We start from the raw sequence: 21261 nt of genomic DNA on the forward strand, positions 1-21261 counted from the left end.
GGGTCCGACAGAAAACCAGCCGACGGGCCGCGAGCTGTGGACGAGCACCCCGCTGTGGACAATAGCCGAACAGGTGTACGACTCGACAAGCGACACGCGGAAGCGCCGGAAAGGCTGCTCAGCGTAGTCGCGCGGGCACTCGGTCGGGGTACGCGGCGCACACCGCCCGCCACACCACGTGCGTCTGCTCCCCCGACGCCAACGCCTGCTCGATGGTGCGTCCATCGAGCTGGGACAGCACCTGGTCGCGGGCGATGCTGGCCGCGTAGCCGGGCCCGAACGCCTCCTCCAGCCGCGCCCAGAAGTCGGTCAGCCGCACGTGATCAGCCCTCCTCGTCCGGTGCCCCGGTCGGCACCGGGCGCAACGCTAGCGCCACCAGGGGCACCGTCGCGACCGCCGCGAGCAGGGTGAGCACCGGATAACCGGCGACCTGCATGACAAACCCGCTAGCCATGGCGGCGCCGGCCCCGGCCAGCCCCATGGTCAGGTCGGACAGCCCCTGGACACTCGGCCGCACGCCGTCCGGCACCGACTCGGAGAGCAGCGTCGAGCCGGCCACCATCGTCCCCGACCAGCCCAGCCCGAGCAGCACCAGACCGACCGAGAGCCGGGGCGTGTGGTGCCCGGCGGTGCCGGCGACCGCACAGGCTGCCAGCAGCAGCCCGACCCCACCGAGGATCACCACCCGCCGGCCGAGCCGGTCGGTGAGCCAGCCGACCAGCGGGGAGAGGGCGTACATGCCGGCGATGTGCAGGCTCAGCACGATGCCGACCAGCCGCAGCACGTCGGCGTCGGCGTGCGACTCACCGAGCCGCACCGGGGTCATCGACATCACCGCCACCATCACCAGGTGGCCGACCGCCACCGCCGCGATGCCGAGCCGGGCGGCGGGCCGCTCGCGTACCACCGACCAGGCCACCCGCATCCCGGCGCCGCGCGGCGCGCGCACCTCGACCGGCTCGGCGGCCGGCGCCGCACCGCCACCGACCGGGCCGCCGTCCGCTGGCACCTCGGCGGCCAGCACGGCCGCCGGCACGTCGGCCACCGGCGCGTCAGCCGCCGCGAGACGGCGCGCGGTGAGCAGCGGGTCGGGCCGGAGCAACCCGAGGAGTACGCCGCCGGCCAGCACGAACGCAACCGCACTGAACGCGAACGGGCCGGCCAGCGGCGGCAGTCCCCAGCCACTCGTGACCCGGTCGGCCAGGGCGGCGAAGTTCGGAGCGGCCACCGCGCCGATGGTGGTGGCCCAGACGATCAGGGAGAGCTGCCGAGCCCGGCGGGCAGGCTCGGCGAGGTCCACCGCCGCGTAACGGGCCTGGAGGTTCGCGGCGGTGCCTCCGCCGAAGAACAGCATGCCGAGGAAGAGCAGCGGCACCGAGCGGGTGACCGCGGCCAGCACCACCAGCACGCCGCCGACGGCACCGACCGCGTACGCCACCACCAGGCCCGGCCGACGGCCGTGCCGCGCCATGATCCGGGTGACCGGGATGGCGAGCAGCGCCGCGCCGACCACCCCGGCGCTCTGCGCCAGGCCGGCTACCGCGGTGCCGGCGATCCGGTCGGCGAGCAGCGCACCGACGGCGATGCCGATGGTCACGCCGATGCCGCCGATGATCTGGGTGGTGAAGAGCAGCCGCAGGGTATGCCGCTGGATCGGCGCGACGTCGGGCCGGACGGTACGTGGCGCGCTCAGGTCGGTGGCCATCGGCGCTCCTCAGGACGGGGGTGCCCATCCTCGCGCACCCGCTGCCGCCGACGGCAGTGGGTTTCGCTGTCAGCCGATCCGACGCTCGTTCTCAGGCGGGCAGGGCGCGGGTGGCGACGGTGAGGTCGGCGACCAGTCCCTCGTACGCCTTGTCCTGGTCGTCGGCGCGCAGCACGGCGGACGGGTGGATGGTGGCCAGCAGCCGGGCCGGCGGCACGCCGGCCACCGTGCCGGCGCTGTCCACCGGCACGCGGGTGAAGTCCTCCGGGTGCTGAGCCGAGGCTGGCCAGGGCAGCAACTCCCCGCGCTGCTTGGTCACCCGGAAGGACGGGCCGAGCAGCGCCTTGGCGGCGGTCGCGCCGAGCACCACCACGATCTCCGGCCGGAGCCGGGCGAACTCGGCGACCAGCCAGGGCCGGCAGGCGGTGATGTGCACCTGGTCCGGGGTCTGATGGATCCGCCGCTTGCCGCGCAGCTCAAAACGGAAGTGCTTCACGCTGTTGGTGAGGTACAGCTGCCTCGGGTCCAGCCCGGCGTCGTCGACCGCGCGGCGCAGCAGCCGACCGGCCGGACCGACGAAGGGCAGCCCCTTCTGGTCCTCCAGGTCGCCGGGCTGCTCCCCGACCAGCACCACTCGCGCGCTCTCGTCCCCCCGGCCGAAGACCGTCTGCGAGGCGTCCCGGTACAGCTCGCACCCCCGACAGCCACCCGCGGCGGCACGCAGCTCGTCGATGGTGTCCGCGTCGGGAGGGATGAACCGCTGGGCGCCCGGGGCACTCCCGGTCTCCTTGGCCATGCCGACTGTTATATACCTGTTCGGTGCCTCGTGCCGGGTACGCCCCGGCGACTGCGGGCAGCCAGCCGTACCGCGTCAGTACCCGTTGCCGCCGCCGCCGTCGCCGGACGCCATCGCGATCAGCACGATCACGATGATGATGATCACCACCGCCACCGCGATCCAGATCCCCTTGCGCGTCCCACCTGAAGCCATGGTCCCCACCTCCGGCGCTCCGCATACCCACCCCACGCAGCCCAAACCGTCGCGATCTCCCGCTTTCTGTCCTGGACGGGACCTGGTCGGGGAGCGGTGGGTCAGGTGGAGAAGCCGGGGAGTGGGGTTGGATCCGCGGCCTGGGCCAGCGCGGCGGCCAGCGGGGCGAGATCGGACGTGGCGAGAGGGCTGATGGTGATGCGGAGGCCGGGCGGGGCGGCGATTCGGTAGAGGCTGCCGGGGGCCACCGACCAGCCGGCGTCGCGCAGCGCGGTGACCGCGCTGGTCTCGTCGGCCACCGGCAGCCAGACGTTGATGCCGCTGCGGCCGTGCGCGGTCAGGCCGTGCTCCGCCAACGCGGCCAGCAGCCCCTCGCGCCGCTGCTCGTAACTCTCCGCCGCCCGCTCCACCAGCTCGGCGACCGCCGGGTCCCGCCACAGCGCGAGCACCAGTCGTTGCAGCACGGTGGAGACCCAGCCGGCGCCCACCCGCGTCCGGCCGGTCACCCGGGCCACCGTGGTCTCGTCGCCGGCCAGCACGGCCAGCCGCAGGTCCGGGCCGAAGGGTTTGCTCGCCGACCGGAGGAAGGCCCAGCTCGGGGTCGCCCCGGCCAGCGGGTGCAGGGGTACGCGGGCCAGCTCGGCGGCGTGGTCGTCCTCGATCAGCAGCAGGTCCCGCCGGCCGGCGAGCAGCGCCCGCAGCGCCTCGGCCCGGGCGGCGGAGACGGCCGCGCCGGTCGGGTTCTGCGCCCGGCTGGTGACCACCAGCGCCCGCGCACCGGCGGCGAGCGCGGCCGCCACCCCGGCCACCAGCGGACCCTCGTCGTCCAGCGGTACGCCGATCGGGCGTAGCCCCAGCGCGGCGACCAGGTCGAGCAGGTTGGCCCAGCCCGGATCCTCCACCGCCACCGCGTCGCCGGGACGCAGGTGGGCGCCGAGCAGCCGCTCGATGCCGTCCAGCGCGCCACCGGTGAGGGTGAGCTCCCCGGCCGGCACTCCGTCGGCGCTCAGCCGGGCGCGGGCCGCCACCGCAAGCTCGGGCAGCACTCCGGCGGTGGAGTAGCCGACCGGCGGGCCGGCCTCGGCGGCGAGGGCCGCCAGGTGCGGGCCGAGCGAGGGCAGCAGCCGGGAGTCGGGCTCGCCCCGGGACAGGTCACGGGCACCGGGCAACGGCGCCGGGCGCAGCGCGGAGCGCCGGGCGGCCACCGGTGGGCGGGGGCGCACCCGGGTGCCGTGCCGCCCGGCGGTGGCGAGCAGGCCGCGCTGGCGCAGCTCCTGGTAGGCACGGGCGACGGTGGCCGGGCTGACGCCCAACTCGGCGGCGAGCACCCGGACCGGTGGCAGGGCGGTCCCGGGTGGCAGGGCACCCGTACGGATGCCCGACTCGATGCTGGCCGAAATCGCGACGGCCGTCGTCCCGGCGAACTGATAGCGTGCTGACACAAATCAGAGATTGTACTAGAACAAAGGGGCGAGCATGTACCCACCCACCGCCCGGACCACCCCCAACCGTTCCCGCGACAAGATGAGCTACGACCGGGACGCCGCGCACGCCGTGCTCGACGAGGCGTACCACTGCGCGCTGGGGTTCACCGTCGACGGCCAGCCGCGGGTGCTGCCCACCCTGCACGTACGGATCGGCGACACGCTCTACCTGCACGGCTCCACCGGCAGCCGGCCGCTGCTCGCCGCCCGGGGCGACGGGCTGCCGGTCTGCGTCACGGTGACCCTGCTCGACGGCCTGGTCTACGCCCGCTCCCAGTTCCACCACAGCGCCAACTACCGCTCAGTGGTCGCGCTGGGCACCGCCCGGCTGGTCACCGACGAGCGGGAGAAGACCGCCATGCTCACCGCGCTGGTGGAGAAGGTGGGCGCGGGACGCAGCGCGGACAGCCGCCCGCCCAGCCGGCGGGAGCTGGCCGAGACCGCCGTACTGGCACTGCCGCTGCGCGAGGTGTCGGTCCGGGCCCGCAGCGGAGGAGTCCGCGAGGACGAGGCCGACCTGCACCTGCCGCACTGGGCCGGGGTCCTGCCGCTGCGGCTGACCGCCGGGCTGCCCGAGCCGGACGCCGGAGTCACCGCGCCGCTGCCGGCGTACCTCCGAGCGCCCCGCACGCCCTGGCACGACCCGGCCCCGATGAGCGGCGAACACGTCCGGCTGGAGCCGCTGGACCTGGCCCACGCCGACGAGCTGCACACCGCCACCGCCGACGAGGAGGTCTGGCGGCACATGAACGTCGCGGCACCGAGCGCGCCAGACGGGACCGCCGAGGTGATCGCCGCCGCGCTGGCCGCGCAGCACCGCGGCGAGCGGGTGCCCTGGGTGCAGCGCTGCGCGGCGACCGGGGCGGTGGTCGGCAGCACGTCCTACTACGAGATCGACCCGGAACGGCGGTCGGTCGCGATCGGGTACACCTTCCTGGGCCGGCCGTGGTGGCGTACCGGGATCAACACCGAGGCGAAGCTGCTGCTGCTCAGTCGGGCCTTCGACGAGTTGGGCGCGGTGCGGGTGGCCTGGCACACCGACATCCGCAACGAACGCTCGCAGGCGGCCATCGAACGGCTCGGCGCCACCCGGGAGGGCGTGCTGCGGATGCACCGGCAACGCCCGGACGGCTCCTGGCGGGACACCGTGCAGTACGCGATGACCGTCGATGAGTGGCCGAACGCACAGCTCAGGCTCCGGGAAAGGCTTCGCCGGACGGCACCGGTGGCGTGATGATGGCGGGCGTGCTGGGGATCACCGACATCTGGACGTACGTGCTGGGCACCGTGGCCATCATCCTGCTGCCCGGGCCGAACTCACTCTTCGTGCTCTCCACCGCCGCCAAACGGGGCGTGGGGGCCGGCTACCGGGCCGCTGGCGGGGTGTTCGTCGGCGACGGGGTGCTGATGTTCCTCTCCGCTGCCGGGGTGGCGTCGCTGCTCAAGGCGTACCCGCCGGTGTTCATGGTGATCAAGTACGTCGGCGCCGCGTACCTCGGGTATGTCGGGGTGACCATGCTGCGCGGCGCCTGGCGGCGCTGGCGCGACCGCAACGACCCGAGCACGCCACGGCTCATCGACGCCGCGGAGCCGGCGGCGATGCGCAGCCCGTTCCGCAAGGCGCTGGTGATCAGCCTGCTGAACCCGAAGGCGATCCTGTTCTTCATCTCGTTCTTCATCCAGTTCGTCGACCCCGGCTACGCCTGGCCGGCGCTGTCGTTCCTGCTGCTGGGGCTGATCGCTCAGGTGACCAGCGCGCTCTACCTGACCGCGTTGATCTTCGCGGGCACCTTCCTGGCCGCGCAGTTCAGCCAGCGCCGCCGGCTCGCCGCCGGCGGCACCACCGCCGTCGCCGCGCTCTTCCTCGCCTTCAGCCTCAAGCTCGCCACCGCCAGCGCCGGCTGACCCGACCCTGGTCAGGTGCCGTCACCGCCGGAGCCGCCACCACCGACGCCGGCCCCGCCAGCGGTGCCGCCGAGGCCGAAGCCGGGCCGGACCGGCTCGTCGGGATGGCGGCTCACATGGGCGGACTCACTGATCTGCGCGGACCAGTCGGCGTGCGCGGCTGCGGCGGCGTGCCGGTTGATGGCGTGGCGCAACCAGCCGTCCACGGTGGTGACCCAGTCCCGCCGGTCGGCATCCGCGTGCCAGATCCGGAACCGGCTGATGCTCTGGTGGGTGATCCCGGCCAGCGCCAGCCGGCGGTCCATCCAGAGAATCGCCTCCAGACCCGCCGAGTTGGTCACGAAGATCACCTCCAGCTCGGTGATCGGGCCGGCGTAGAGCGGCGCCACCCAGTAGCCCCACCGCTGGTGCAGCGGCAGGGTGTGCTCCACCCCGGGCAGCCCGCCCTCCTGCAACCCGGCTTGGCGGATCACGAAACCCAGCGTCTCCAGCGCCGCCAGCACATGCTGCTGGGTGGGGATCGGGTGCACGAAGACCGGCACCATGGCGCCCTGATCCAGCTCCGGGTCGACGGACACCTCGGTCCGCAGCCCCATCCGCAGGTTCAGCAGCGGCACCCCGCCGAAGATGGTCACCGGGGTCTCCCACGGCAACGGCATCGCGAAGTCGACCGCTCGCCGGCGACCGGCCGGCACGACGAACCGGCCGGCGATCGGCACCTGACAGAACTGCATCAGGCGCCGGGCGGCGGCCGGGTCATCCGGCTCGACCGTGGTGACCAGGCCGAGCCGGATGTGCCGCACCAGTACGTCGTCCGGCCCGGCCGCCAGCGTCACCCGCCCTGGCAGGCGCAGGCCCGGTCGGGTGCTCGGATTGGCCAGCGTGGTCTGCACGGACAGCCCGGTCCAGCCGGACTCCCGGGACACCCCCGTCAGCCGCACCGCGCCCCCTCCACCAGGCCACGCTCACAGCCACCTCAACCCCCGCGGACCCACGCGTGGCCCCCTCAACTCTCGCGGACCCCGCGCGTGGCCCCCTCAACTCTCGCGGACCCCGCGCGTGGCCACCTCAACTTCCGCGAAGAGGGACCACCCCTCCGGTTTCATCTCATGCGGCGGCCGCGCGGCACCGTGTCGGTCTCGTCGTCGAACTCGCCGATGACCTCCTCCAACAGGTCCTCCAGCGCCACGAAACCGATCGGCCGGGCCGGGCCACCCCCGTTGCGCACGAGCGCGAGCTGGGACTGCCGGGCCCGCATCGCGGCCACCGCCTCGGTGACCGAGGAGGTCGCGGGCAGGGTGAACGCGGGGGTCATCAGCTCCCCGACGGTGGCGCTGCGGCCGGCGGTGACCACCCGCACCGCCTCCCGGACGTGCACCAGGCCGCAGACGTCACCCGCCTCGTCCAGCACCGCCAGCCGGGACCGGCCACTGTCCCGGCTGACCTGCTCGATCCGCTCGGCCGGGTCGTCCCTGCCAACGGTGACCATGGTGGCGAACGGCTCCATCACCTGCGCCACCGATGTGCCCTGCAACTCCAGCATGCTGGTGAGCAGCTGGTGCTGCTCGGCACCGAGCAACCCGTGCTCGCGGGACTGCTCCAGCAGGATCCGCAGCTCGTCCGGGCCGTGCACCTGGGCCAGCTGATCCTGCTGGTTGACCCCGAACAGCCGCAGGATCGCGTTGGCCATGGCGTTGAGCGCGGAGAGCACCGGCCGGGACACTCGGGCGAAAGCACGGAACGGCAGCGCGAGCAGGATGGCCGAGCGCTCCGGGTCGGTGATCGCCCACGACTTCGGCGCCATCTCCCCCACCACCAGGTGCAGGAAGGTGACCACACCGAGTGCGAAGATCAGAGCGATCCCGTGGCTGGCCGCGTCCGGCAGACCCACGGCGTGCAGCAGAGGGCTGAGCAGGTGCTCGATGGCCGGCTCGGCCAGCGCGCCGAGCCCCAGGGTGCACAGCGTGATGCCGAGCTGCGCACCGGCCAGCATCAGCGACAGCTCACGGACGCCGTCCAGCGCGGCCTGGGCCGCCCGGCCGCCGCTCGCCGCCGCCTGCTCCAGGCGGTACCGCTTGCTGGCGATCAGGGCGAACTCGGCGGCCACGAAGAACCCGTTCAGCGCCAGCAGGACCACCGAGACGAACAGTGCGATCCCGGGGCTCATGCGGACACCTCGCTTCGCTCGCCCGGCTCGGTCAGCTGAAGCCGGACCGAGTCGGCCACGTGCCGGTCCACGGCCAGCACCTCGACCAACGCCCGGGGCTCCGCCTCGCCGTCCTCGGCGTCGGCACCCTCGGGCAGCAGCCTGATCTCCAGCCGGTCGCCGACCTCCGGCACCCGGCCCAGCTCCCGCATGACCAGCCCGGAGAGGGTGTCGTACTCCGGGGCCTCGGGAAGCGCGATGCCAGTGCTGTCGGCGACCTCGTCGATCCGCCAGCGGGCCGGCACCACCCAGGACCCGTCGTCCTGCCGGGCGGGCGCCCGCTCAGGCGGGTCGTCCTCGTCCCGGATCGGGCCGACCAGTTCCTCGGCGATGTCCTCCAACGTGATCACGCCGGCGAAGCCGCCGTACTCGTCGACCACGCAGGCCATCTGTCGGTGCCCGGACCGCAGCCGGTCGAGCACCGTGGGCAGCGGCAGCGTCTCCGGCACCAGCAGCGGCGGCCCGGCCACCGCGCTCACCGGGGTGGTGGCCCGCTCCCCCGGCGGTACGCCGAGCACGTCGGCGATGCCGACGATGCCGATCAGGTCGTCGACGCCGTCCGCGCCGCGCACGGGGAACCGGGAGTGACCGGTGTCCAACAACTCCACCACCCGGCTCACCGGCTCGTGCGCCCGTACGGTGTGCACGTCGACCCGGGGCACCATGGCCTCGCCGGCGGTCAGCTCCCGGAAGTCAAGACCTCGGTCGAGCAGCGTGGACATCTCGGCGTCCAGCGTGCCCTCCTCGCGGGACTCGGCGATGATCTGTTCCAGGTCGGCAGGGGTGGCACCGCTGGGCAGCTCCTCGATCGGCTCGATGCCGATCCGGCGGAGCAGCCGCACCGACGCCCGGTCGAAGAGCCGGATCACCGGCCCGGCGATGGCGAGGTACACCAGGGTGGAGCGGCTCAGCACTCGGGCCAGCGGCTCGGCCCGGGCGATGGCCAGGTTCTTGGGGGCCAGCTCACCGAGGACCATCTGCACCACGGTGGCGAAGATCAGAGCCAGCGCCACCGACAGCGGCAGGCTGACCGCCTCGCTGAGGCCAGCCAGGCCGAACAGGTCGGCGAGGCCGCCGCCGAGGAACGGCTCAGCGACGTACCCGACCAGCAGTGCGGTGACGGTGATGCCGAGCTGCGCTCCGGAGAGCATGAAGGAGAGCCGGCTGGTGACGGCCAGGGCCCGGGCGGCGGCCTGGTCGCCGTCATCGGCGAGCTGGCGGAGCTTGCCCCGGTCCACGGCGACATAGCCGAACTCCTGCGCCACGAAGTAACCGGTGGCGGCGGTGAGCACGATAATCAGAAGAAGGCCAACGACGATCAACACGGGTCGCTCAGGGCTCCCGGGGTCGTCGGGGCGGGAAGATGCCGGGCACAACCCGGCTGGCTACTGCTGCCCTCCTGGGCAGACGAGTCGATCATGTCGCTATTTTATCGGCGCTGTCTGGGACTCCGCTGGGGGTGGGCCGAAGGGGCCTGATCGTCCGGTTCACACGCCACCGTTCGATCGTCACGCCGGTCCTGCCCGGCCGCCACCCGGGTTACGTCCGGCCAGTTCGTCCGCGTCGAGCAGATTTCGGTCCAGCCGGCCGGACCGGTACGCCGCGCGGCCGACCATCTGCGCCGCGACCGGCACGGTGGCCAACTGGAAGACCCCCACCAGCAGGATCATGCCGAGATCCGCCGGGCTACGCAGCCGCAGCGCGATGCCGAGCAGCAGCAGGAGCACCCCGAGCACCTGCGGCTTGGTGGCCGCGTGCATCCGGGACAGCGCGTCCGGAAAGCGCAGGGCGCCGATCCCGGCGGCCAGGCCGAGCAGCGCGCCGGCCACCAGGCAACCGGCACCGAGCCAGTCCGCGATCGTCCCGATCACGGCTGCTCCCGGACGGCGAAGCGGACCATTGACACCGTGCCGACGAAGCCGAGCAGGGAGAGCACCACCAGCACGGGCAGCGTGGTGGCGTGCCGGTTGACCGCCGCCTCGGCGCCCACCGCGCCGACCATGGTGGCGAGCAGCACATCCGCGGCGATCACCCGGTCCAGCAGCGATGGGCCCCGGTAGAGCCGAGCCAGCGCGAGCAGCGCGGTCACCGACAGCAGGGCGGTGAGGACGACGGCTAGGAACGTGGTCACGGGCGGGTACCCCTCTCGACGGGATCGGACTGGACGCGGCGCAGCTCGGCGGCGGAGCCCACCGCGCGGATGATCCGCCGCTCGACGGCGAGGGTGCGCTCCCGGGCGGCGGTCAGGTCCGCCGGCCCGTGGGTGTCCAGCACGTGCAGGTAGAGCGTCCCGGAATCCCGGTCGAGCTCGAGGATCAGCGTGCCGGGCACCAGCGAGACCGCCTCGGCGGTGAGCGCCAGGTTCAGGTCGGTGGGCACCCGCAGCTGAACCGCGATGATCGCCCCGCGCGGCCGGTAGCCGGGCTGCACGGCGATCCGGGCGACGTGCAGGCTCGCGCTCACCAGTTCCGTGCCGAAATTGACCGCGAACACCAGCAGCGCCCAGGGGCGCAGGCGGCCGCCGAAGGTGACCGGCGGTAGCGGGAAGAACAGCAGCACCGCACCGCCCACCAGCAGGCCGCCGGCCAGGTTGGCCCAGTTGACCTCGCCCCAGAGCAGGTTCCAGACCACCACCAGCCAGCCGAGCGCCAGCGCCTGGTCCCGCCAGCGCCCGAGCCGACCCCGCCGTGGGGGTGGGCCGGCGGCCGCCGGAGCCGTCCCGCGCGGGCCGGTCACGGTGCGCCACCCGGCAGCACGGCCCGCACGTACGGGGTACGCGAGATCAGGTCGGCGGCCGAGTCGGCGGTGACGTCGAAGATCGGGCCGGCCAGCACGGTCAGCGCCAGCCCGAACGCGACCAGGCCCCCGGTGGCCCCGAGCATCAGCGTGGGCACTCGGACGGCGGGCTCGGCGGTGGCCAGCCGGGGCGACCGCCAGAAGGCGATGTTCCACACCCGGGAGGCCACGTAGAGGGTGAGCAGGCTGGTCAGCGTGCCGGCCGCGACCAGCGCCCAGGGCAGCGGACCGCCGGCTGCCGCCCCGGCCTGGAGCAGGCCGAGCTTGCCGAGGAAGCCGGAGAACGGCGGCACCCCGGCGAGGTTCATCGCCGGGACGAAGAACAGCACGCCGAGCAGCGGCGCCATCCGGGCCAGCCCGCCGAGGCGGCGCAGGTCGGTGCTGCCGGCCCGCTCCTCGACCAGCCCGGCGACCAGGAACAGCGTGGTCTGGATGGTGATGTGGTGCACCACGTAGAAGATCGCGCCGGCGAGGCCGGCGGCCGTGCTCAACGCCACCCCGAAGATCATGTAGCCGATGTGGCTGACCAGGGTGAACGAGAGGAGCCGCTTCAGGTCCGACTGGGCCACCGCGCCGAGGATGCCGACCAGCATGGTCAGCCCGGCGACGACCATGAGCAGCCCGTCGACCTGCCCGCCCGGGAAGAGCAGCGTCTCGGTGCGGATGATCGCGTAGACGCCCACCTTGGTGAGCAACCCCGCGAAGACGGCGGTGACCGGGGCTGGCGCGGTGGGGTAGCTGTCCGGCAGCCAGGCCGACAGGGGGAAGACCGCCGCCTTGATCGCGAAGCCGAGCAGCAGCATCAGCTCCAGGGTCAGCCGGACGCTGTCCGGCAGGTCGTCGAGGCGCTGGGCGAGCTGGGCCAGGTTGAGTGTGCCGGTGGCCGCGTACACCAGCCCCACCGCGGTCAGGAAGATCATCGAGGAGAGGATGCTGACCACGACGTACGTCGAGCCGGTCCGGATCCGGGTCTCGGTGCCGCCCAGCGTGATCAGCACGAAGCTGGCGGCCAGCAGGATCTCGAAACCGACGAAGAGGTTGAACAGGTCACCGGCGAGGAACGCGTTGGTGACGCCGGCGGTGAGCACCAGGTATGTCGGGTGGAAGATGGCCACCGGCGCGGTCTCGTCCCTCTCGCTCCCGCCCTGGCCGATCGAGTAGAGCAGCACGCAGAGGGTGACCGCCGAGGAGACCACCAGCATCAGTGCGGCGAGTTGATCGGCGATCAGGACGATGCCGACCGGTGCCGGCCAGGCGCCCACCGCCATCACCACCGGCCCGTGCCGGTACGCCTGCACCAGCAGCAGAACCGCCACGGCGAGGGTGCCGCTCAGGCAGAGCGTGCTGACCGCCCGCTGGAGCCGGGGCCGGGCAGCCAGCAGCAGGGTCAGCGCCGCACCGAGCAGCGGCACCACCACCGGCAGCGGCAGCAGCGCGCTCATCACGCCTCGTCCCCGCGCCGCAGCCGACGCCGGGCGGGCTCGGGATCGACCTGCTCCGGGTCTTCGTCCGGGCCCTCCCCGCCGACGTCCATGGCGCCCGGCTCGTTGCGCTCGGCCCGGCGGATGATCTGCTGGTCCTCAAGGTCGTCGGGCACCTCGTCGTCGCCGCTGAGGTACCAGCTGCGGTACGCCACGGCGAGCAGGAACGCGGTGAACCCGAAGGTGATCACGATGGCGGTCAGCACCATGGCCTGCGGCAGCGGATCGCTCATCCGGTCCACCGGGCCGGTGCCGACGATCGGCGCCCCACCGGACCGGCCGCCCAACAGGATCAGCAGGTTGACCCCGTTGCCGATCAGGATCACGCCGAGCAGGATCCGGGTCAGGCTGCGCTCCAGCAGCAGGATCACCCCGCACCCGACCAAAACCCCGACGGCGAGCACCAGCACCAGCGTGGGCCCCGCGCCGCCGGTGGTCATGCCCGGTCCCCCTTGTCGACGGCGAGCCCGCCGGTGGCGGTTCCGGTCGCCTCGATGTGCCGGTCCACCTCGGCTCCCAGGCTGCGCAGGACGTCCAGCACCAGCCCGATCACGACCAGGTACACGCCGACGTCGAAGAAGAGCGAGGTGACCAGGTGGGTGTCGCCGACCAGCGGTAGGGACTGATCGACCTTGGCGCTCTCCAGCACCGATCCGCCGGCCAGCAGCGCCACCACGCCCGTGCCCACCGACACGGCCAGCCCGGTGCCGAGGACCGTGCCGGCGCCGACCGGGGCCGCCTCGGCCAGCTCGTACCGGCCGCCGGCCAGGTAGCGGACCACCAGGGCTAGACCCGCCACCAGCCCACCGGCGAAGCCGCCGCCCGGCGCGTTGTGCCCGGAGAAGAGCAGGAACAGGGAGAACAGCACCACGGTGTGGAAGATCAGCCGGATGACCACCTCCAGGACGATCGACCGCCGCTCCTCGTGCAGGGTGGGCCCTCCGCGCAGCCACACCGGCCGTCCGGTTCGGGTGGCCCGACTGTCCGGCCCCGGTCGGCGCGGCCGTGGCCCGCCGCGGGACCGCTCGAAGACCAGGCTGGCCACCCCGGTCGCGGCCACCACCAGCACCGACAGCTCCCCCATGGTGTCCCAGGCCCGAATGTCGACCAGGGTCACATTCACCACGTTCCGGCCGTACCCCTGGGCCACCGCCAGGTCCGGAAAGGCGGCGGAGATCTCCGGTGCCCGGCGGGCGCCCGCCGCGACGAGGGCCAGTCCGGCGGCCACCACGCCGGCCGCCACCCCGATCGCCCGGCGGGCCCACCGGCTGCGGCGCAGCGGGCGGGCCGAGAACCGTTCCGGCAGGCGGCGCAGCACCAGCACGAAGACCGCGATGGTCGCGGTCTCCACCAGGAACTGGGTGAGCGCGAGGTCGGGCGCGCCGTGCAGGACGAACAGCAGGGCGATGCCGTAGCCGGTCATCCCGACCAGCAGCATCGCGGTCAGCCGGCGGCGGGCGCCGACCGCCAGTACCGCGGCCACCGCGATCACCACCACGACCACCGGTTGCAGCGGGGAGTCCCAGAGCGGGATCCGAGCGTGCCACGGGCCTGCGGCGAGCATCGCCCCGCCGGGCAGCAGCACCAGGACGACCAGGATGATGCCCAGATACTGCGGCAGGGAGCCACGTTGGGTCGCTCCGGTGACCTCGATGGCCATCCGGTCGAACCGGCCCACGATCCACTCGTACCCCTGGCTGCCGGTGATCGGCGAGTGGGTCCGGGCCAGCACCGGGGCGAGCGGTCCGCGCAGGGCGAAGAGCAGGCCGCCGCCGGCGAGCGCCAGCACGGTCAGGCCGAGCGCCGGGCTCGGTCCGGACCAGAGCGCCAGATGCGCGTGCACCCCGCCGAGCAGATCGGCGTACGGGCGCAGCAGGCCGTCCAGCACGCTGGCGGCCGGGCCGGCGAGCAGGCTGGCGGCGGCCAGCACGGCCGGTGGGACCAGCAGCGACCCGGCGACCCGGCCTGCCTGGATCGGCTCCACGCCGGGCCGGTCGGCGAACGCGCCCCAGACGAACCGGGCGCTGTACGCGACGGTGAGCACCGTCCCGGCAACCAGACCGGCGAGGACCACCGGCTGGTCGGTGAACGCCGCGAACACCGCCTCCTTGGCTACGAAGCCGACCAGCGGCGGCACCCCGGCCATCGACGCCGCGGCCAGCACAGCGACCACGAACAGCGGCCGGGACCAGTGCCGCAGCCCGGACAACTGGCGCAGGTCGCGGGTGCCGGCGCTGTGGTCGATGACGCCCACGACCAGGAACAGCGCCGCCTTGAACAGCGCGTGCGACAGCAGCATCGCGGTGCCGGCCAGGGCGGCGTCCGGGGTGCCGGCCCCGGTCACCGTGACCAGCAGACCGAGCTGGCTGATCGTCCCGTATGCCAGCAACAGCTTCAGGTCGGTCTGCCGCAGCGCCGCCCAGCCGCCGAACAGCATGGTGGCCAGGCCGGCGACCTGCACCACGGGCCGCCACGGGCCGACCGTGGCGAGCACCGGCGCGAGCAGCCCGATCAGGTAGACGCCGGCCTTGACCATGGCGGCGGCGTGCAGGTACGCGCTGACCGGGGTGGGTGCCGCCATCGCGGCCGGCAGCCAGGTGCTGAACGGCAGCACCGCCGACTTGGACAGCGCGCCGGTCAGGATCAGCAGCACTGCGGTGACCAGGTACCCGCCGCCGGGCAGCGGCTGTGCGGCTATCTCGGACCAGCGGTAGGTGCCGGCGTGCTCGCCCAGCATGATGAACCCGACCAGCATTGCCAACCCGCCCAGCGTGGTGACGGTCAGCGCGTGCGCCGCCGCCCACCGGCTGGACCGCCGTTCGGTGCTGTGGCCGATCAACAGGTACGAGAAGATCGTGGTCAGCTCCCACCCCACGTAGAGCAGCAGCAGGTCGTCGGCGAAGACCAGAACCAGCATCGCGCCGGCGAAGGCGACCAGGACCCCGGCGAACTGCGCCAGCCCGGTCGAGCCGGCGGAGAAGTACCGGGCGCAGTAGACCAGCACCAGCGCGCCGATGCCGCCGATCAGCAGGGTCATCAGCCAGGACAGCGTGGTGAGCCGAAGCGCGATGTCGAGGCCCAACTGCCGGATCCACGGGTACGTCTCGACCACCGCCCCGCCGTGGCTGACGGCCGGGGTGCGGGCCACCGCCCAGCAGAACGCGGCGGCCGGCGCCAGCGCCAGCGGGTAGCACGCTCGTGGCCCCCACCACCGGACGAGCAGCGGCGCGGATAGGGCCGCCACGAGGTGGAGGATGAGCAGTACCAGCACTCGCGCTCCCGATCGAGGTGGCCGACGCCGGACAGCGGTGGCGCCTAGCAGCGATCAGACGTCAGTTCGTCGCTCGCCGGGCCGTTTTGCCGGAATTCGTGCGCTGTCGGCGACGGGCGGGTGCGCCAGGCGTGCGAGGTGCGGCAGCAGGCCGCGGACATCGTCGGCGGTCAGCGCAGCAGGGCGTCCTCGACGGGCACCGTGTCGTCGCTGGCCGGGCGGCCTCGTGCCAACTCGGCGAGCAGATCGACGCGACCCAGCTGACGCGCGACCTTGTCGACCACCCGCTCCGCTGCGGCCAGCGACCGCACCGAGAGCAGCCGGCCACGGCTCTCCCGGCGCAGCACGAAGTAGTGGACGGCGACGCGGACCTGGCCGCGGTCGGCGGCGCTGGCCTGGGCGGTCGAGACGACCAACTCGCGCAGGCAGCGGGCGAGGCGTTCGGCGAGCTGCAGCTCGGCACCGTGCAGGCCGCCGCGGAGCGTGGCGAGGTGGCTGTCGACCTTGCGGATCAGCACATCGGTGCCGGGTTCGACGTTGCGCTGCTCGCCGGCCATCCGATCCCCCCACCCCGGTTCGCGTTGCGAGTGAAGTTACTTTATGTTGCTCCTCAGAAGCAAGCAGTTAAGTGAGACTTAACGTATTAAGCGCGCGTTCGGTGCTTATGCCGTTCAGCCGGACACATTCCACCGTGGATCGTTCGTGGTTGTCGTACCAGCGGGGCACGATGGACCGGTGACCGGCGCAGACGCAGACACCGGCGCGGCGCTCGCCGGGTTCGGCCCGGCCACCCGCGCCTGGTTCGACGCCGCCTTCGCCGCGCCCACCGCCGCCCAGGCCGGAGCCTGGCGATCGGTCGCCGCCGGCCGCAACGCCCTCGTCGTGGCACCCACCGGCTCCGGCAAGACGCTCGCGGCCTTCCTCTGGTCGCTGGACCGGCTGGCCCGCGAGCCGGCTCCGGCCGAGGCCCGACAGCGGTGCCGGGTGCTCTACGTCAGCCCGCTCAAGGCGCTCGCCGTCGACGTGGAGCGCAACCTGCGCGCCCCGCTGGCCGGCATCCGGCAGGCGGCGACCCGGCTCGGCGTCGCCCCGCCCGACATCACCGTCGGGATGCGCACCGGCGACACCCCGGCCGACGAGCGCCGAGCCTTCGCCCGCACTCCACCGGACATCCTCATCACCACGCCCGAGTCGCTGTTCCTGCTGCTCACCTCCGCCGCCCGGGATTCACTGCGCGGCGTCCAGACGGTGATCGTCGACGAGGTGCACGCGGTGGCCGGCAGCAAACGCGGCGCCCATCTCGCCCTCTCACTGGAACGTCTCGACGAGCTGCTGCCCGCCCCGGCACAGCGGATCGGCCTCTCCGCGACCGTCCGGCCGATCGACGCCTGCGCCCGCTTCCTCGGCGGCGCCCGGCCGGTCGACGTCGTGCAGCCGGCCACGCCGAAGACCATCGAGGTCAGTGTGCAGGTCCCGGTGGAGGACATGACCCGCCTGGACGAGCAGGAGCAGCCGTCGGAGGACGCCTTCGGCGGTCCCGGGCCGCGCCGCGCCTCGATCTGGCCGGCCGTGGAGGAGCGGGTCTTCTCGCTGATCGGGGCGCACCGCTCCACCATCGTCTTCACCAACTCCCGGCGCAGCGCCGAGCGGCTCTGCGCGCGCCTCAACGAGTTGGCCGCCGAGGAGGTGGCCAGCGCGCAGGCCACCGCACAGGCAGGCGACGGCGCGGTCGGCGTACCGGACGGGTGGTCGCCGGGCGACGGCCCGGTGGGCGACGACGGCCCGGTGGGCGACGCGCCGCGGTGGGGCGGCCCGGCCGGTCCGGTCCGCAGCCGGCCGCCGGCCGAGGTCATGGCCCAGTCCGGCGCGGCCACCGGCGCGACGCCGGTGATCGCCCGGGCGCACCACGGCAGCGTCTCCCGGGAGGAGCGCAAGCACATCGAGGAGGCGCTCAAGTCCGGCCAGCTCCCGGCGGTGGTGGCCACCTCCAGCCTGGAGCTGGGCATCGACATGGGCGCGGTCGACCTGGTGGTGCAGATCGAGGCGCCGCTGAGCGTGGCCGCCGGGCTGCAACGGGTCGGCCGGGCCGGGCACCAGGTGGGCGCGGTCTCCCGCGGGGTGGTCTTTCCCAAGCACCGCGGCGACCTGCTCTCCTGCGCGGTCGTCGCCGAGCGGATGACCGACGGCGCGATCGAGGAGCTGCACTACCCGCGCAACCCGCTGGACGTGCTGGCCCAGCAGATCGTCGCCATGGTGGCACTGGAGCCGTGGCGGGTCGGCGACCTGGCCGTGCTGGTCCGCCGGGCCGCGCCCTTCGCCGAGCTGCCCGACTCCGCGCTGCACGCCGTACTGGACATGCTCTCCGGCCGCTACCCGTCCACCGCCTTCGCCGAGCTGCGCCCCAGGCTGGTCTGGGACCGGGCCACCGACTTGCTCACCGGCCGCCCCGGCGCGCAGCGGCTCGCGGTGACCAGCGGCGGCACCATCCCCGACCGGGGCCTGTTCGGGGTCTTCCTGGCCGGCGCCGAGCGCGCCGCCCGGGTCGGCGAGCTGGACGAGGAGATGGTCTACGAGTCGCGCGTCGGCGACGTCTTCCTGCTCGGCTCGTCCTCCTGGCGGATCGAGGAGATCACCCCGGACCGGGTGCTGGTCTCGCCGGCCCCCGGGCAGGCGGCCCGGATGCCGTTCTGGAAGGGCGACCAGCTGGGCCGGCCGGTCGAGCTGGGCCGCGCCATCGGCGCCCGGGTGCGCACCCTGCTGCGCCAGACCGACGAGGCGGCGCTGGCCGCGCTGCGCGCCGGCGGGCTGGACGACTGGGCAGCCGCCAACCTGATGGCGTACCTGCGCGAGCAGCGGGAAGCCACCCGCTCGCTGCCCGACGACCGGACGATCGTGGTCGAGCGGTTCCGCGACGAGCTGGGCGACTGGCGGCTGGCCGTGCACAGCGTCCTCGGCGCGCGGGTCAACGGGCCGTGGGCCCTCGCGGTGGGCCGCCGGCTGGCCGAGCGCTACGGGGTGGACGCTCAGGTGATGCCCTCCGACGACGGCATCGTCGTGCGCCTGCCGGACACCGCCGACGAGCCACCCGGCGCCGACGTGGTGGTCTTCGAGCCCGACGAGATCGCCCAGCTCGTGGAGGAGTCGGTCGGCACCTCGGCGCTGTTCGCCGCTCGATTCCGGGAGTGCGCCGCCCGGTCGCTGCTGCTGCCCCGCCGCGACCCGCGCCGCCGCCAACCGCTCTGGCAGCAGCGGCAACGTGCCGCGCAGTTGCTCGACGTGGCCCGCGAGTACGCCGACTTCCCGGTCACTCTGGAGGCCGCCCGGGAGTGCCTCCAGGACGTCTTCGACCAGCCTGCGCTGGCCGGGCTGATGCGCGACCTGGCCAACCGCAAGGTGCGGCTGGTCGAGGTGGAGACCAGCCAGCCGTCCCCGTTCGCCCGGTCACTGCTCTTCGGCTACGTCGGGGCGTTCCTCTACGAGGGCGACGCCCCGCTCGCCGAGCGGCGCGCCGCCGCGCTCGCCCTGGACTCGACGCTGCTCGGCGAGCTGCTCGGCCGGGTCGACCTCCGCGAACTGCTGGACCCGACGGTGCTCGCCGAGACCGAGCGGCAGCTGCGCTGGCTGACCGAGCAGCGCCGCCCACGCGACGCCGAGGACGTGGTCGAGCTGCTGCGGGTGCTCGGCGACCTGAGCACCGCGGAGCTGGCCGAGCGGGGCGCGCCGGAGACCTGGCTGACCGAGCTGGAGGCCGCCCGCCGGGTGCTGCGGGTCCGGATCGCCGGCCAGCAGCGCTGGGTCGGCGTCGAGGACGCCGCCCGGCTGCGCGACGCGCTCGGCGTGGCACTGCCGGTCGGGGTGGCCGAGGCGTACCTCGCCCCGGTGACCGACCCGCTCGGCGACCTGGTGGCCCGCTACGCCCGCACCCACGGGCCGTTCGCTGCGGCGAGTTGCGCGGCCCGGTTCGGCCTCGGCGTGTTCGTGGTGGAGCAGACGCTGCGCCGGCTCGGTGCCACCGGGCGGGTCGTCTCCGGGGAGTTCACCCCGGATTCGGCCGGTGCCCAGTGGTGCGACGCGGAGGTACTGCGGCTGCTACGCCGCCGCTCGCTCGCGGCGCTGCGCCGGGAGATCGAGCCGGTGCCGCCCCGCGCGCTGGCCACCTTCCTGCCCCGCTGGCAACAGGTCGGCTCGTCCGCCCGGGGGGTGGAGGCGCTCGCCGCGACCGTGGAGCAGTTGCAGGGCGCGGCGGTGCCGGCGTCCGCCCTGGAGCGGCTGGTGCTGCCCGGCCGGGTCGCCGACTACTCCCCCGCCCAGCTCGACGAGCTTTGCGCCAGCGGGGAGGTGCTCTGGGCCGGGTCGGGGGCGATCTCCGGCGGCGACGGCTGGGTCACCCTGGCGTACGCGGACTCCGCGCCGCTGCTACTCCCGCCGCCCGACGAGGCGCTGACCCGGACCCCGCTGCACGAGGCGGTGCTCGACGCACTCGGCGACGGGCAGGCGCTGTTCTTCCGGCCGCTGGCCGACCGGGTCGGCTCGACCGACGACGCGGCGCTGACCGCCGTGATCTGGGACCTGGTCTGGGCCGGTCACCTCACCAACGACACCCTCGCCCCGCTGCGCGCGGTGCTCGGCGCCGGCGGTGCGCACCGCTCCCGACCGTCCGCGCCGCGTACCCGCTACCGGCGGCCGGGTCGGGTGGCGCTGCCCAGCCGGGGCGGTCCGCCGACGGTCGCCGGCCGCTGGTCGCGGCTGCCGGAGCGGGACCTCGACCCGACCCGGCGCGCCGCAGCCCTCGCCGACGTGCTGCTGGAGCGGCACGGGGTGGTCACTCGCGGCGCGGTGATGGCCGAGCAGGTGGTCGGCGGTTTCGCCGCCGTCTACCCGGTGCTGTCGGCGTTGGAGGAGCGCGGCGCGGCCCGCCGGGGCTACTTCGTGGAAGGGCTGGGCGCAGCGCAGTTCGCGGTGCCCGGCGCGGTCGACCGGCTGCGCGCACTGGCCGAGCCTGCCGACGGCGCCCGGGGCCGGGGCACCCCGGCCACGGTGCTCGCCGCCACCGACCCGGCCAATCCGTACGGGGCGGCGCTGCCCTGGCCGGAACGGGTGGTCGACTCCGGCGACGGGGCCGTCCCCGCGACCGGGCACCGGGCCGGCCGTAAGGCGGGCGCCCTGGTGGTGCAGGTCGGCGGCGACCTGGTGCTCTACGTGGAGCGCGGCGGCCGGACGCTGCTCTCCTTCACCGACGACATCGACACGCTCGCCGCAGCCGGCAAGGCGCTCGCCGACGCTGTCCACTCCGGAGCGTTGGGCGCCATGTCGGTGGAGCGGGCCGACGGCGAGGCGGTGCGCTCGTCGGCGCTGCGCGACGCGCTGACCGCCGCCGGCTTCCGGGCCACCCCACGCGGCCTGCGCCTCCGCGGCTGACCC

General features: G+C 74.0%; 17 protein-coding genes. 3 read left to right on the top strand and 14 right to left on the bottom strand.

Annotated features, from left to right (window positions below; translation table 11 throughout):
- Window positions 1-118: 118 nt before the first annotated feature.
- The 4 genes from OG990_RS21770 to OG990_RS21785 all read right to left on the bottom strand — a co-directional run bounded on the left by OG990_RS21770 (window position 119) and on the right by OG990_RS21785 (window position 4139).
- A complete protein-coding gene (locus tag OG990_RS21770) occupies window positions 119-319 on the bottom strand; it encodes a DUF3046 domain-containing protein (protein WP_074318010.1) in 201 nt (66 codons plus the stop codon).
- A gap of 4 nt (window positions 320-323) precedes the next feature.
- The gene (locus OG990_RS21775) at window positions 324-1706 is read right to left on the bottom strand and encodes an MFS transporter (protein WP_406076987.1); all 1383 of its coding nucleotides are present in this window, start codon (window positions 1704-1706) and stop codon (window positions 324-326) included.
- A gap of 91 nt (window positions 1707-1797) precedes the next feature.
- Window positions 1798-2502, bottom strand: a complete 705-nt coding sequence (locus tag OG990_RS21780) for a UdgX family uracil-DNA binding protein (RefSeq protein ID WP_328424751.1) — start codon at window positions 2500-2502, stop codon at window positions 1798-1800.
- A 296-nt stretch (window positions 2503-2798) separates the two neighbouring features.
- Window positions 2799-4139, bottom strand: a complete 1341-nt coding sequence (locus tag OG990_RS21785; protein ID WP_406076988.1) for an aminotransferase class I/II-fold pyridoxal phosphate-dependent enzyme — start codon at window positions 4137-4139, stop codon at window positions 2799-2801.
- A 34-nt stretch (window positions 4140-4173) separates the two neighbouring features.
- Between OG990_RS21785 and OG990_RS21790 the strand changes: the two genes are divergently transcribed.
- Window positions 4174-5415, top strand: a complete 1242-nt coding sequence (locus OG990_RS21790) for a bifunctional pyridoxamine 5'-phosphate oxidase family protein/GNAT family N-acetyltransferase (protein WP_328424747.1) — start codon at window positions 4174-4176, stop codon at window positions 5413-5415.
- A complete protein-coding gene (leuE, locus tag OG990_RS21795; protein ID WP_328424745.1) occupies window positions 5415-6086 on the top strand; it encodes a leucine efflux protein LeuE in 672 nt (223 codons plus the stop codon). Before OG990_RS21790 ends, leuE begins: the two co-directional genes overlap by 1 nt.
- Before the next feature lie 11 nt (window positions 6087-6097).
- On the opposite strand, the gene OG990_RS21800 is transcribed toward leuE, so the two are convergent.
- The 10 genes from OG990_RS21800 to OG990_RS21845 form a co-directional block, all read right to left on the bottom strand.
- Window positions 6098-7027 (bottom strand): sporulation protein, encoded by a 930-nt coding sequence (locus OG990_RS21800; RefSeq protein ID WP_406076989.1) that lies wholly within the window; start codon window positions 7025-7027, stop codon window positions 6098-6100.
- Window positions 7028-7188: 161 nt separating this feature from the next.
- A complete protein-coding gene (locus OG990_RS21805) occupies window positions 7189-8253 on the bottom strand; it encodes a hemolysin family protein (RefSeq protein ID WP_355608251.1) in 1065 nt (354 codons plus the stop codon).
- Complete coding sequence (locus tag OG990_RS21810; protein WP_386989577.1) at window positions 8250-9617, bottom strand: hemolysin family protein; 1368 nt, start codon at window positions 9615-9617, stop codon at window positions 8250-8252. Before OG990_RS21810 ends, OG990_RS21805 begins: the two co-directional genes overlap by 4 nt.
- Before the next feature lie 183 nt (window positions 9618-9800).
- Complete coding sequence (gene mnhG, locus OG990_RS21815; protein ID WP_355608492.1) at window positions 9801-10160, bottom strand: monovalent cation/H(+) antiporter subunit G; 360 nt, start codon at window positions 10158-10160, stop codon at window positions 9801-9803.
- Window positions 10160-10423: a monovalent cation/H+ antiporter complex subunit F gene (locus OG990_RS21820; protein WP_355608247.1), complete on the bottom strand. Its 264-nt coding sequence runs from the start codon at window positions 10421-10423 to the stop codon at window positions 10160-10162. Before OG990_RS21820 ends, mnhG begins: the two co-directional genes overlap by 1 nt.
- The gene (locus OG990_RS21825; RefSeq protein ID WP_406076990.1) at window positions 10420-11028 is read right to left on the bottom strand and encodes a Na+/H+ antiporter subunit E; all 609 of its coding nucleotides are present in this window, start codon (window positions 11026-11028) and stop codon (window positions 10420-10422) included. Before OG990_RS21825 ends, OG990_RS21820 begins: the two co-directional genes overlap by 4 nt.
- Window positions 11025-12530 carry a Na+/H+ antiporter subunit D gene (locus OG990_RS21830; RefSeq protein WP_355608241.1) on the bottom strand — a complete coding sequence of 502 codons (1506 nt, stop codon included), beginning with the start codon at window positions 12528-12530 and terminating at the stop codon, window positions 11025-11027. The genes OG990_RS21825 and OG990_RS21830 overlap by 4 nt, the downstream gene beginning before the upstream one ends.
- Window positions 12530-13009, bottom strand: a complete 480-nt coding sequence (locus tag OG990_RS21835) for a Na(+)/H(+) antiporter subunit C (RefSeq protein WP_406076991.1) — start codon at window positions 13007-13009, stop codon at window positions 12530-12532. The genes OG990_RS21830 and OG990_RS21835 overlap by 1 nt, the downstream gene beginning before the upstream one ends.
- Window positions 13006-15840 (bottom strand): Na+/H+ antiporter subunit A, encoded by a 2835-nt coding sequence (locus OG990_RS21840; protein WP_406076992.1) that lies wholly within the window; start codon window positions 15838-15840, stop codon window positions 13006-13008. Before OG990_RS21840 ends, OG990_RS21835 begins: the two co-directional genes overlap by 4 nt.
- A gap of 170 nt (window positions 15841-16010) precedes the next feature.
- Window positions 16011-16397, bottom strand: coding sequence for a hypothetical protein (locus tag OG990_RS21845; protein ID WP_328424727.1), 387 nt, complete (start codon window positions 16395-16397; stop codon window positions 16011-16013).
- A 178-nt stretch (window positions 16398-16575) separates the two neighbouring features.
- On the opposite strand from OG990_RS21845, the gene OG990_RS21850 reads away from it, so the two are divergent.
- On the top strand, window positions 16576-21258 hold the full coding sequence (locus OG990_RS21850) for a DEAD/DEAH box helicase (protein ID WP_406076993.1): 4683 nt from the start codon (window positions 16576-16578) through the stop codon (window positions 21256-21258).
- Window positions 21259-21261: the final 3 nt, after the last annotated feature.

Source organism: Micromonospora sp. NBC_00858, from assembly GCF_045207365.1.
Classification (GTDB): Bacteria; Actinomycetota; Actinomycetes; order Mycobacteriales; family Micromonosporaceae; genus Micromonospora.